Source organism: Ligilactobacillus ruminis DSM 20403 = NBRC 102161 (genome assembly GCF_900113455.1).
In the GTDB taxonomy this organism is placed as follows: domain Bacteria; phylum Bacillota; class Bacilli; order Lactobacillales; family Lactobacillaceae; genus Ligilactobacillus; species Ligilactobacillus ruminis.
On sequence record NZ_FOPI01000046.1, the window covers coordinates 1 to 13,218 of the forward strand.

A 13,218-nucleotide genomic window follows, 5' to 3' on the forward strand; every position below is an offset into this window, starting at 1 on the left:
AGATTGGCTAACCATCACTTTGTTCAAAGTATGTCTCGTAAGGGACATTGTCTGGATAACGCACCAGTGGAAAGCTTTTTCCACATACTGAAAACTGAGTTGCTGGATGGGCTACCATTATTTGAAGACATTACTGCATTTAAAATGATGGTTCAAGACTACATCCATTTCTTTAATTACGAACGGGTTTCTTTAAAAACAAAAGGCATGACTCCGGTAGAATACCGAAATCATGCCATGACAGCTTAATTGTTTAATTTTGTCTAACTTTTTTATTGCACTTCATGATAGCTACAGGCGTTCTTAATTCATGAGAAACGTCTTCAACAAATTGTTGCTGCTGTTCAACGTACCTCTCCATTCGATCAAGCATGCCGTTGAACATTTCGCCCAATTCAACGAGCTCATCTTTGTAGTTGTATTCGGGAACTCTGACGTTGGCCAATGCCTCGCTTTCATCACCTTGGGTAATTTTTCCGATAACGTCATGAATGTCGTCGACTGGCCGCAAAAGCCACGATGAAAGTCCATAAGCAAGCAGCGCGAGCGCAAAAGCCGCAGTCAAACCAAAGACAAGAAAAATAATTACCAGTCTTTTCCTTGTTCGATCATAACTGATTAAACTATTCGTAACCTGAACATATCCGATCGTCTGGTGAGTTGTCTTGGAATAAACGGAATGACTCAAAACATAGATTGACCGTCCGTTCTTGTCTTTAGCCAGACGACTCTCTTGATAGCTGCCAGAACTGAATTTGACAGGAACGTTCCTTGAGGCGAATACAAGATCGCCTGATAAATCATAGACACTGATTCCGATATTTTCACGAGTCAGCGATGTATAAACGGAATTCGTATACAAATTCTGGTTGTCGCTTGGAGTTATCTTAAGACTTAGACTTTTTACAACATCCTGCTTAGTTAACTCACCTTCGTTGTCCGCCAGCTTTCCGATTGCAGTCCGTAAAGAATCTTCTGCATATTGCTTTTCCTGATTCATCAGCAAACTTGAAAAACTTTGAAAAAGCATTACCGAGAAAACCGCAAAAATTATCAAAACCCCAATTCCCGTACCGATCGACCACTTTGCTTTAAGCGAGAAAAAGGATCTGCTGCCATTTTTTTCGTTACAAAGTTTTGACATCTTTTTACAAAACCTTAGGAACGCATTACATACCCGGTACCACGAACAGTTTGGATGTAGCTGTCTTCGCCTGGACGGTCGATCTTATTGCGTAGGTAACGGATATATACGTCAACAACGTTGGTTTCGATTTGAGATTCATATCCCCAAACTTTTTTCAAAAGAACGTCGCGCGCTAAAACAACATTAATGTTTTCCATCAGCGTCAACAACAATTCATATTCACGCTTAGTAAGCTCGATGATTTCGTCACCGCGACGTACGACGCGGTTTTCCTTTTCAATTGTCAAATCACGATAAGTTACGGTTGTTTGCTTTGTCGTTCCATTGTCATTTTCGAAATCAACGCGACGCAAAACGGCACGCAAACGTGCCAACAATTCTTCAATTGCAAATGGCTTAACGACATAATCATCAGCTCCGTGATCCAACCCGGAAACTCGATCGATGACAGAATCGCGCGCAGTCATCATAATAATCGGCGTGCTCTTTGATTGACGAAGACGACGGCATACTTCCAATCCGTTCAGTTCTGGGAGCATCAAGTCAAGCAAAATTGCATCCCAATCTTCATTCAATGCAGTATCCAAGCCTTCACGACCATTTTCACATACCTTTGTTTCATATCCTTCATGTTGAAGTTCAAGGCTAACGAAGTTGGACAAATTATCTTCGTCCTCAATAATCAAAATTCTGCTCATCTATTACACTCCTAAAAAAATATTTTTTGAAATAAGCATTCCATACACTCTTTTATACTTTTAAGCTAACTTATAGTATACACGTTTAGGCACCATTTAAAAAGTATTTAGTTGCGAATACCAACAATGATTAAGGTGCCCCTCTAATCATTTTATAATATTTCAACTATAAAAACAATAAAAAACGCCAACCTACTGGGCTGACGTTGAACAATCATACGGATGATTACTCTTCATGGTACCATTCGTAATGATACATGCCTTCTTTATCAGTACGTTCATATGTGTGAGCACCAAAGTAATCGCGTTGAGCCTGAATAAGGTTGGCCGGAAGAACTTCTGAGCGATATTGATCGTAATAGGTGATTGCGCTGGTAAATCCAGGGCACGGAATGCCGGCACGGATTGCAAGCGCAGCAACATCACGAACGGCAGACTGATACTTAGCAGCAACATCCGTAAAATACGAATCAAGAAGCAAATTCTTAAGTTTAGGATTAGCAGTAAACGCATCAGTTATCTTTTGCAGGAATTGTGCACGAATAATGCAGCCTTCACGCCAAATCATAGCAAGTTCGCCATACTTCAAATTCCAGTCATAATGTTCTGAAGCAACGCGCATTTGTTCAAAACCTTGAGCGTAACTCATAATCTTACTGAAATAGAGCGCTTGACGAATCTTTTCAATCAGTTCCTTCTTTTCGTCATCCGTAATTTCAACCTTAGCAGGAGCTTTTAAAACCTTAGAAGCAGCAACGCGCTCATCTTTCAATGCTGAAATATAACGTGAGTAAACAGATTCCGTAATCAATGATTGCGGTACGCCAAGTTCAAGCGCACTTTGTGAACTCCATTTGCCCGTTCCCTTGTTTCCAGCACGATCGAGAATCATATCGACAATCGGATTATCTGTTCCTTCATCATCTTTGCGCATCAAAATATCCGCAGTAATATCAATCAAATAGCTGTCAAGTTCACCGTCTTTCCATTCATGGAAGATGTCTGCGATTTCTTCGACGGAAAGCCCTAACAAATTGCGCAAAAGGTTATAGCTTTCAGAGATAAGCTCCATATCTCCATATTCAATTCCGTTATGAACCATCTTTACGTAGTGACCAGCACCATTAGGACCGATGTAAGATACGCAGGGTTCACCGTCTTCTGCCTTGGCAGCAATTTTCTTCAAGATTGGCTCAACAAGATCATAGGCTTCTTTTTGACCACCGGGCATAAGCGACGGACCTTCAAGAGCACCCTTTTCACCGCCTGAGACGCCCATGCCGATAAAGTTGATTCCAGAGTTGTCAAGTTCCTTATTGCGACGCACCGTGTCTTCGAAGAACGTGTTGCCGCCATCAATCAAAACATCGCCTTTTTCAAGGAACGGAAGCAATTTGGCAATTGTCGCATCCGTCGGAGCACCGGCCTTAACCATCAAAATAATCCGACGCGGCTTCTCTAAAGAGTTGACAAAATCTTCAATCGTGTAACTCGGAACAAGATTTTTGTCCGGGTGATCTGCAACAACCTTTTCTGTCTTCCAACCTGACCGATTGAAAATTGCAACCGTAAATCCGCGGCTTTCTATGTTCAAAGCCAAATTTTTGCCCATTACGGCCATACCAATAACACCAATTTGTGGTTTATCCATCTGTAGAACCCTCCTGAAAAAACTATTCGCGTTAATTTTATCAAAAAAACCGGCAAAATTAAATAAAATACATTACGAATAACTTAATTTTTAGATACCAATTACTTTTTGACGATTTCAGGCTTTCCCGTACCGTCAACAGTCTCTTTCGTAATAACAACCCTGGCGATATCCTTATCGCTCGGAACGTCAAACATAACATCGCGCATCGTTGCTTCAATGATCGAACGCAATCCGCGTGCGCCGGTATTACGTTTGATTGCCAAACGCGCAACTTCGCGCAAAGCATCGTCTTCAAAAACCAATTCACAGTCATCGAACGACAGAAGTTTAGCATATTGCTTAACCAAAGCATTTTTGGGTTCAGTCAATATTCGAACCAGATCATCTTCCGTCAATTTTTCAAGAGCGGTTATAATTGGCAAACGTCCGATAAATTCAGGAATCAAACCAAATTTAAGCAAATCTTCCGGGATAATCTGTTGCATCAAGCTCTTTGATTCATCGTAGTTCTTGCGTGCTTCAACGCCAAATCCAATTGTTTTATCGCCTAAGCGGTTCTTGACGATTTTTTCAATACCATCGAAAGCACCACCAACAATAAACAAGATGTTGGTCGTATCTATTTGTATAAATTCTTGCTGCGGATGCTTTCTGCCTCCTTGCGGAGGAACGTTCGCAATCGTTCCTTCCAAAATTTTAAGCAAAGATTGTTGAACGCCTTCACCAGAAACGTCACGCGTAATTGAAACGTTTTCGCTCTTTTTAGCAATTTTGTCAATTTCATCGATGTAGATGATTCCTCTTTGTGCACGCTCTACATCGTAATCCGCATTTTGCAAGAGCTTCAGCAAAATATTTTCAACGTCTTCGCCAACGTAACCTGCTTCAGTCAACGTCGTAGCATCAGCGATTGCAAAAGGAACGTTCAGCAATTTCGCCAAACTTTGCGCAAGATACGTCTTGCCGGACCCGGTTGGTCCAATCAGGCAGATATTGCTTTTTTGAAGTTCCGTATCTTCGTTCTCATCTTCAAGCATTGCGTTGATGCGCTTGTAATGATTGTAAACCGCAACCGCCAATGTCTTCTTGGCCTCGTTTTGACCAATGACGTACTGATTTAAAGTTTTTACGATTTCCTTTGGCGTCAAAACATCAGTCAATTCGCGCTGTGCAGAAACCTTGTTTTCTTCACTGATGATTGACTGTGCCAACTCAACGCATTCGTTGCAGATGTAAACTCCCGGTCCGGAAATCATGCTTTTGACCTGGTGTTCGCTTTTACCGCAAAACGAGCAGATTGCTGATTCACTTTGATCTGTATTGTCGTACATTTATTATCACCTTAGTAGTTTATTTACTCCATTTTATCAGAGATTGAGAATAAACGCTAATAGTTGGCTCAATTTTGATTGAAGCAACCAAAAAAATACGGCAATTGCAGACAAATTACCGCAATCACCGTATTCTCAATTCCGATTAACAGAAATTAATCCTTTTCGACTTGCTTTGCAGAATCTGTGATTTCATCAACAACTTTTCTGATTGAAATGTCATGGTTGAGCATATCATCTGACAATGCAGAACGAACTGCCTTTTCATCCATGCCGTATTGAGCAGCCAATTTTTTGATTTCTTTGTCAATTTCTTCTTCAGTGGCCGTTACGCCTTCAGCAGCAACGATTGCTTCAAGAACAAGATTGGTCTTGACACGCTTTTCAGCGCCTTCTTCAAACTGCTTATGAAGATCTTCTTCCGTTGTGCCAGTGAGCTTATAATACATGTCAGCACTGATGCCTTGTTGTTGCATGCCTCCGAGATATTGTTCCATTTGACGATGAACGTCTTCATCAATCATGACTGTTGGAATTTCACCGATCTTTGCATTTTCAACAGCCTTTTCGATTGCTTCGTCTTGAACTTTTTCGTGAGCAGCTTCTTTTTTGTTGCTTTCGAGTTCTTCACGAACTTTAGCTTTAAGTTCAACTAAAGTTTCAACTTCTTCATCAACGTCCTTTGCAAAATCATCGTCAAGTTCAGGCAATTCCTTAGCCTTAACTTCATGAATCTTTGTAGCAAAAACAGCTTCCTTGCCTTGAAGATCCTTTGCTTGATAGTCTTCAGGGAACGTTACCTTGACATCGACGTCTTCGTCAGCTTTATGACCTACCAACTGATCTTCGAAACCTGGAATGAACGTGTTTGAACCAAGTTCAAGAGAATAGTTTTCGCTCTTGCCGCCTTCAAAAGGAACGCCATCAATCGTACCGTTAAAATCAATAACGACCGTATCACCTTTTTCTGCAGGAGCATCTTCTTTCAAGACAAGTTCGGCTTGTTGTTCACGCATACGATTCAATTCAGCGTCAACGTCTTCATCCGTAACTTCTGTTGATTGTGCAGCCACTTCAAGGCCTTTGTATTCACCAAGTTCTACTTCTGGTTCAACAGTAACTTTAGCAGTCAAAACCCATGCAGAATCTTTTTCCATTGATTCAACATCGATTTCCGGTTGATCAACAGGCTTGATGTCAGATTCCTTGACAGCATTCGTATATGCTTCAGGAAGAACAGCATTCAAAGCATCTTGATACAATGATTCTTCACCAAACATTTTATTGAAGATTTGACGAGGAACCTTTCCTTTGCGGAAGCCTGGAACATTCAAAGATTTTTTAACGCGATTGAATGCAACGTCCAAACCTTCCTTGATTTTTGCAGGTTCGATTTCAAAGGTCAACTTACCGTTGTTTGTACCCTCTTCTTTTTCCCATTTTACAGACATTATTTTCCCTCCGAGTAAAATAGTTTCTACAATTCTGTTATTGTAATTGCATACTCAACTAGTTTAACCTAGAAATGCCGATTTGTAAATGTTTATAACTCTAAAAATCCAAAAAAAGAAGCCGAGTCTAACCTCAGCTTCTCTCTTAACATTCGATTGAATATTAGTCTTCGATTTCGGAAACAACGCCGGCACCGACAGTACGGCCACCTTCACGAACAGTGAACTTAAGACCTTTTTCGATAGCAACTGGTGCAATCAATTCAACTGTAAATGTAACGTTATCACCAGGCATAACCATTTCTACGCCTTCTGGCAATTCGATAACACCCGTAACGTCAGTTGTGTGGAAGTAGAATTGTGGACGGTAGTTTGAGAAGAAGGCTGTATGACGGCCACCTTCTTCTTTTGTAAGAACGTAAACTTCGCCCTTGAACTTCTTGTGTGTTTGAATTGAACCTGGCTTTGCAAGAACTTGACCACGTTCAACTTGTGAACGGTCAACACCACGGAGCAATGCACCGATGTTGTCACCAGCTTCACCAAGATCAAGAGTCTTACGGAACATTTCAACACCCGTAACAGTCGTCTTGATAACGTCTTCCTTCAAGCCGACGATTTCAACTTCATCGCCAACCTTAACCGTACCACGATCGATACGACCAGAAGCAACCGTACCACGACCAGTAATCGTAAATACGTCTTCGACAGGCATCAAGAATGGCTTGTCTGTAGGACGTTCTGGTGTTGGGATATATTCGTCAACGATATCCATCAATTCAAGAATCTTCTTCTTAGCATCTTCGTCGCCTTCCAATGCCTTCAAAGCAGAACCACGAACAACAGGAATGTCATCGCCAGGGAAATCGTATTCGCTCAAGAGATCACGAACTTCCATTTCAACAAGGTCAAGCAATTCTTCGTCGTCAACCAAATCACACTTGTTCAAGAATACAACGATGTATTCAACGCCAACCTGACGAGCCAACAAGATGTGTTCACGTGTTTGTGGCATAGGGCCATCAGTTGCGGCAACAACCAAGATAGCACCATCCATTTGTGCAGCACCAGTAATCATGTTCTTAACGTAGTCAGCGTGACCTGGAGCATCGATGTGCGCATAGTGACGCTTTTCTGTTTCGTATTCAACGTGTGCTGTGTTGATTGTGATACCACGTTCACGTTCTTCTGGAGCAGCATCGATTGAAGCGTAATCTTCAGCCTTAGCCAAACCTTTTTCAGCCAAAACAGTCGTAATAGCTGCTGTCAAAGTTGTTTTCCCATGGTCAACGTGTCCGATTGTACCAATGTTTACATGGGGTTTTGTTCTTTCGTAATGTTCTTTAGCCATTAATAGAACCTCCTGTTAATTTGCAAAGATAATCCGCATGACGCCGATAATCCTTTAAGCATTATTATACTACTTTCAACAAAGAATTCAAAGTATTAATTTCACTTTGAACCTCCTTCGTTGAAAACCTTGAATTATTATATATTCAAGAACACTTTTTGTAAATACCAAACGCAAAATTTGTGTTCATTTTAAACAAATTCTTATTTTTCCAGGACTTTAAGCTGTTTTTCAAACCATTCGGAACGTTTTGAAACACGTTTACCGATAAATTCAGAATATAAAACTTCACCGCTCGTTTCATTAAATTCTTGCATTTGCGGCCAGATCATCATCAGTTTGATCTTTATTTCATCAAGATACCTTGCTTTTAAATCAAAGGGAATCGTCAAATCTTCTTCAAGTCTTTTTTTCATGCTCATGTAAAGAACGCTTTCATCAATTTCACATAATTTGCTTGGGATGACATCGCAAACCTCGTTTGACAATGGACAGAAACACTGGATCTTTTCAGAATACCCAAGTTTTTTTAGTTCGCTTAAAATGCTTCCGCATATCATCGGATGCAAATATTCATCAGAGCAGGCTCTCTTGGCGGATTTGACATAAGAATTTTCATCCAAACAGCATGCCTCTTTAACCGCATCAGATTGCTCATGAAAATCCAAAGATCCGCAATGCGCAAATCTCTTGTTGACTTTTTGGAAGGTTTTTTCATTCCCTTCAAGAAACTTTTCAAATGCTTCGGAAATCTCTTGTGAAAAATATTTTTGTTCTGGTTCTTTCATATAAGGTTCCAGCTGTTTTTTCAGCTGCAGTGCCTGAATCATCCCACCGGAAAGAATCTTTTCGCTTAGATATTGGCTAAATTTACAATTATCTCTGATATAGCTTTCTAAATATTCCTCAGCTGTTTCAACTGCACGTTCATGTTCATTTAAATTTTTGAAAGAAATGAACAATAAATAATTTATCCGAAAATTTTTTTCGCCGTATTCAACATAAAGTTTTGACAATTCTTCAGCAGCTTTAAAATAGTCTTTATTAGCCAAAGACTTTTCCGCACTCTTATACAGCAATCCTTTTTCCAAATAACGTACCTCTCTTAAAAAAATGGAACCGAAGTTTTCTCCGGCCCCACTAAATCACTTACTGCTCTTTTTCTTATTTTTCTTTTCCGTTCGAGCAGCCTTTGTCTGTTTCTTTTCGCTCTTGGAGTTTGCTTTTTTCTTTTTGCCTTGTCTTCCACCGCGACGTGCGTTGATCTCCATAATTACCGGCAAAATAACCGGATGGCGCTTTGTTTGTTCGTAAAGGAAATGATTTAGCTGATCGCGAACGTCCTGTTTCAAGTGACTCCAGTCATATTCCTTGTTGTCAAGATTTTGCTGAACGACATTTGCAACAAGTTCTGAACTTTCGGCCATCAAATCCCGACTCGTCTTAACATAAACAAAGCCGCGCGTTGCAATCTTTGGAACATCGACAATCTTGTTCTTTTTGCGATCAATCGTTACAACAGCAATAAAAATCCCGTCCTCTGAAAGAATTTTGCGATCTCGAAGAACAATATTTCCGATATCACCGATTCCGCTTCCGTCAATCATCGTATTTCCGGACTCAACAGATGACGCAACTATCATTTTGTCATTTTCAAATTCAGCAACGTCGCCTTTATTGAGCAAGAAAATGTGGTCATTGTCAATTCCGATGGCACTTGCGCAATCAGCATTTGCGGACATCAAACGATACTCGCCCTGAACCGGGAAAACATATTCAGGCTCAAGCAGATTCATCATCAACTCAAGATCGTTTTTGCTTGCATGGCCTGACGAATTGAATTCATCAGAGATTGCCTTGACCGTACCGCCAGCACGATAAATCATGTCGCGCGTCTTTGCAACCGTTGTTTCAACCGCATGTGACGGCGTAGTCGTGATGAACACGAGGTCTCCTTCGTGAATGTTGACCGCACGGTGTCTTCCTAAAGCCATCTTCTGCAATGACTTAAGTGGCTCTCCTGATCGACCAGTCTCTAAAATAACAACTTCATCATCATTATATTTTTTAATATCCTTGAGCGGAACCAATAAATCGTCGCTTGGCAAATGCAGCTTATTGAGTCTCATTGCCGTTTTGACGATTTTTTCCGCATCATGCCCGGTTAAAACAACCTTACGATCGTTTGCATTCGCTGCTTCAAAAATTTGTTGCACGCGCAAAATGTTTGAGGCAACGCACGCAACGATAATCCGTCCCTTGTGATATTCGAAGGTTTCACTGATAAAATCGAAAATAACGTGCTCGTCAACTGTTTCTTTGGGATTTTCCGCATTCGCCGAATCGCTGAGAAGCGCCAAAACACCTTCATGACCGATTTCAGCCAAACGTCCCAAATCAGTCTTATATCCGACTGCAGCAGTTTGATCAAATTTAAAGTCACCCGTGTAAACAATGTTGCCTTTGCGAGTCTTGACAACAATCCCGAAACTTTCGGGAACAGAGTGTGTCGTTTTAAAAAATGATACAGTTGCGCTTTCAAAATCAATCTCCGTTTTTTCGTCAACAATGTGAAAATCATCAAAATCTTTTGCCGCATCTTCATTTGCGCACGCAATCTTGGCAAGTTCGATCGTAAGTTCCGAACCAAAGACCGGAACGTCGAATTCACTCACAAAATAAGGTAAAGCACCAATCGCATCTGCATGACCATGAGTTAAAAAGACTCCAACGATTCTTCTCGCATTTTGTCTGAGATACTCAAAATCAGGAATTACGGTATCAATTCCGAGCAATTCATTTTCAGGATATTTCAAACCGCAGTCTAAAATATAAATATTGTCATCAACTTCAACGACATACATGTTCTTCGCATTTTCTCTAACGCCGCCAAGTGCGATGATCTTAATGTCACTCATTTTTCCACCTCGATTTTTCAAATTCCCAACTGATTGAATAAAACTGATGCCTGAGCATCATCAAGCGCAAGAATCGGCAGACGGCATCCGCCGACTTCGATTCCGACATGATTCAAAGCAGCTTTTACTGGTGACGGAGACGGATGAGAAAACAAAGCCTTCATCTTTGGCGTAAGATTTCTCATCAACTCGCCGGCAAGTTCGTTGTCACCCTTTGAGTTTGCGGCATACATTTGACTAATTTCTTTTCCGAATAAATGACTTGCAACGGAAATAACGCCTTGTGCGCCAACATTTCTGGCAGCCAAGGCATCAGCATCTTCGCCAGTAAATGCCAAGAAATCATCCGGAGTATTTGCAACGATTTCTGCCATATTGACGATTCCGGTACAATCTTTGATGCCAATGATATTTTGATGCTTTGAAAGCTCAGCAATCGTTTTAACTTCCATCGTCACGCCCGTGCGTCCGGGAATGTTGTACATGACAATCGGCAAATCAACGTTATCGGCAACAGCAGTAAAATGAGCAATCATTCCGGCCTGATCAGGTTTGTTATAGTAAGGAACGACAACGAGCGCTGCATCAACCCCATCGATTTTAGCAACCTTGTTCGTATACTCAATTGTTGTTTTCGTATTGTTCGAACCCGTTCCCGCCACAACCGGAACACGTCCCGCGACATATTCAACCGTCTTTTCAATCAATTCTATTTTTTCTTCTTCGGTCAGAGTCGGGCCTTCTCCCGTCGTTCCCGATACCAAGATCCCGTCCGTTCCAGTTGAAAGCAAATGGTCAATCAATCTTTTCAATAATTCATAATCAACGTTTCCGTCCTTGTCGAACGGTGTTACCATTGCAGTCATAATGTGGCTATTTTTTAAATCCATAGCTTATCTACCTTTCATCAGTTCTGTATTTGGCAAAAAACCAAGCTGTTTCTTTTTTTATGCAATCCGAACGTCATTCACGTTCGTCCCACATTTAAAAAAATAATGCATCTGCTAAAACCTAGTTATCGAACCTTAATTATAACACATGCTCGCTTTTTTTGCTCGTTCCAACCTGAAATTATGCTTGATTTCAAATATCTTTTCGCTTATGTCCTTTTTCTAATCAGCAAATTGTTATTCACACCGGCAATAACATTTTTTATTAAACAACTAAAAAAAGAGATCGGACATTCCGATCTCTTTTGGCAAATTAACGACGCAAGCCCAAGCTCTTGATTAACTCGCGATAACGTTGGATATCTGTTCTACGCAAGTATGCAAGCAAGTTACGACGATGACCGATCTTTTTCATCAAGCCGCGTTGTGAAGCATAATCCTTCTTGTGTGAACGAATATGATCATTAAGTTCGTTGATGTCTGCCGTCAAAACAGCAATTTGAACTTCTGCAGAACCAGTGTCGCCTTCATGACGAGCATACTTCTTCATAATTTCGTTTTTCTTTTCATTTGAAATAGCCAATGTATTTCCCACCTTTCAAAAATGTTGCCTTGAACCGAGTAAGACGTCGGTGGCCGTCGCCAAACCAGGATCAAGGTCCGTACTCTAACGTACATTGAATAATATACTAGATATCTTTTTCAATTGCAAGAAAAATTTATTTTCACCTGAAAACACCATTGTTTCATCGTATTTTGATAGCTGTCAAGGAAATTTTCTTGACAACATTTCATTTTATTATTGCATTGTTGAATTTGCTCTTGTATAATGAAATATGTTGAAAAATTATATGATATCCGTTACGGATCATTTTAGTGGAGGTGAAAGTAGATGCCAATTATCAAATCCGCAATTGAACGTGTTAAAACAAACGAAAAAGCAAACGCTCGCAACTCTTCACAATTGAGCAAGATGCGTACAGCAATTAAGAAATTTGAAAAAGCTAAGACTGTTGGTGCTGACAACGTTGAAGCACTTTACCGCGAAGCAGTTTCTGCCGTTGACAAGGCTCAATCAAAAGGCTTGATTAAGGCTAACAAGGCTGCTCGTGACAAGTCACGCATGGCTGCTCGTTTGGCTAAATAAGCTTATTATTGAGAAGACCGGGGTTCCGGTCTTTTTTGTATTTCCAAAAATTATTAAAAAGCCTTGCTTAATCAATTAAAAGCAGTGGGGAAAAAAAGCTCGTTTTCCTCTTGAATTAACCAAAACACCGAACAATGTCGGTCGATTCATACTGACTTTGTCCGGAATTTTCTTAATTTTAATAAGCAAGACTTTTTCAAAATGCATCACCTGATCAATCGTACGCCAATAATTTATTGCTGACAACGTTCTCTTCTGGACGTTTTGATACATGGAAAGCTCGATTTTTTGATTATTCCCATCATAGCAAAAGATCGTTATTAATATAATAAAACCGGATTATAAATGCAATTGCAAATTGAAGTGCCCTATAATTGTTAGACAAAGTAGTCTAATGATTGTGGGGTATTTTTTATGGCAAAGTACAGTCCGGAACTGAAAGCGGAAATTATTAGTAAATATAATCAGGGAATGGCAACGAGTATCCAATTAGCTCGAGAATACAACCTCAATTCAAGGGTTATTCGAAGCTGGATTCAAACATATCGACTTCAAGGTAAAATTCGTCATAGTAGAAATAAGAGAATATTTGACACTGATTTTAAACTGGCTGTGATAGACTATTATCAAA

At 40.3% G+C, this 13,218-nt stretch carries 13 protein-coding genes; 3 read left to right on the plus strand and 10 right to left on the minus strand.

Annotation, left to right across the window (positions count from 1 at the left end):
- Window positions 1-249 (plus strand): IS3 family transposase (locus BMZ95_RS10050; RefSeq protein WP_143455016.1); only part of this gene is annotated, 249 nt, incomplete at its 5' end.
- A gap of 4 nt (window positions 250-253) precedes the next feature.
- On the opposite strand, the gene BMZ95_RS10055 is transcribed toward BMZ95_RS10050, so the two are convergent.
- The 10 genes from BMZ95_RS10055 to rpsO all read right to left on the minus strand — a co-directional run bounded on the left by BMZ95_RS10055 (window position 254) and on the right by rpsO (window position 12,023).
- Window positions 254-1,144, minus strand: coding sequence for a HAMP domain-containing protein (locus BMZ95_RS10055; protein WP_225357387.1), 891 nt, complete (start codon window positions 1,142-1,144; stop codon window positions 254-256).
- A 14-nt stretch (window positions 1,145-1,158) separates the two neighbouring features.
- Complete coding sequence (locus BMZ95_RS10060; RefSeq protein WP_003694283.1) at window positions 1,159-1,845, minus strand: response regulator transcription factor; 687 nt, start codon at window positions 1,843-1,845, stop codon at window positions 1,159-1,161.
- A gap of 226 nt (window positions 1,846-2,071) precedes the next feature.
- On the minus strand, window positions 2,072-3,496 hold the full coding sequence (gene gndA / locus BMZ95_RS10065; RefSeq protein ID WP_046922676.1) for an NADP-dependent phosphogluconate dehydrogenase: 1,425 nt from the start codon (window positions 3,494-3,496) through the stop codon (window positions 2,072-2,074).
- A 101-nt stretch (window positions 3,497-3,597) separates the two neighbouring features.
- Window positions 3,598-4,830 (minus strand): ATP-dependent Clp protease ATP-binding subunit ClpX, encoded by a 1,233-nt coding sequence (clpX, locus tag BMZ95_RS10070; RefSeq protein WP_014073679.1) that lies wholly within the window; start codon window positions 4,828-4,830, stop codon window positions 3,598-3,600.
- Between the two features lie 155 nt (window positions 4,831-4,985).
- Window positions 4,986-6,281: a trigger factor gene (tig, locus tag BMZ95_RS10075; RefSeq protein ID WP_046922677.1), complete on the minus strand. Its 1,296-nt coding sequence runs from the start codon at window positions 6,279-6,281 to the stop codon at window positions 4,986-4,988.
- A 163-nt stretch (window positions 6,282-6,444) separates the two neighbouring features.
- On the minus strand, window positions 6,445-7,632 hold the full coding sequence (gene tuf / locus BMZ95_RS10080) for an elongation factor Tu (protein ID WP_014073681.1): 1,188 nt from the start codon (window positions 7,630-7,632) through the stop codon (window positions 6,445-6,447).
- Window positions 7,633-7,835: 203 nt separating this feature from the next.
- Entirely contained in the window at window positions 7,836-8,723 is an 888-nt protein-coding gene (locus BMZ95_RS10085; protein WP_046922678.1) for a hypothetical protein, read from the minus strand.
- A 54-nt stretch (window positions 8,724-8,777) separates the two neighbouring features.
- Window positions 8,778-10,550, minus strand: a complete 1,773-nt coding sequence (locus BMZ95_RS10090; RefSeq protein WP_014073683.1) for a ribonuclease J — start codon at window positions 10,548-10,550, stop codon at window positions 8,778-8,780.
- A 17-nt stretch (window positions 10,551-10,567) separates the two neighbouring features.
- On the minus strand, window positions 10,568-11,440 hold the full coding sequence (gene dapA / locus BMZ95_RS10095; protein ID WP_046922679.1) for a 4-hydroxy-tetrahydrodipicolinate synthase: 873 nt from the start codon (window positions 11,438-11,440) through the stop codon (window positions 10,568-10,570).
- A 313-nt stretch (window positions 11,441-11,753) separates the two neighbouring features.
- Window positions 11,754-12,023: a 30S ribosomal protein S15 gene (gene rpsO, locus BMZ95_RS10100; protein WP_041820020.1), complete on the minus strand. Its 270-nt coding sequence runs from the start codon at window positions 12,021-12,023 to the stop codon at window positions 11,754-11,756.
- 309 nt (window positions 12,024-12,332) lie between these two features.
- Between rpsO and rpsT the strand changes: the two genes are divergently transcribed.
- Window positions 12,333-12,587 carry a 30S ribosomal protein S20 gene (gene rpsT, locus BMZ95_RS10105; protein ID WP_003694299.1) on the plus strand — a complete coding sequence of 85 codons (255 nt, stop codon included), beginning with the start codon at window positions 12,333-12,335 and terminating at the stop codon, window positions 12,585-12,587.
- 414 nt (window positions 12,588-13,001) lie between these two features.
- Window positions 13,002-13,218 (plus strand): transposase (locus BMZ95_RS10115; protein WP_143455017.1); only part of this gene is annotated, 217 nt, incomplete at its 3' end.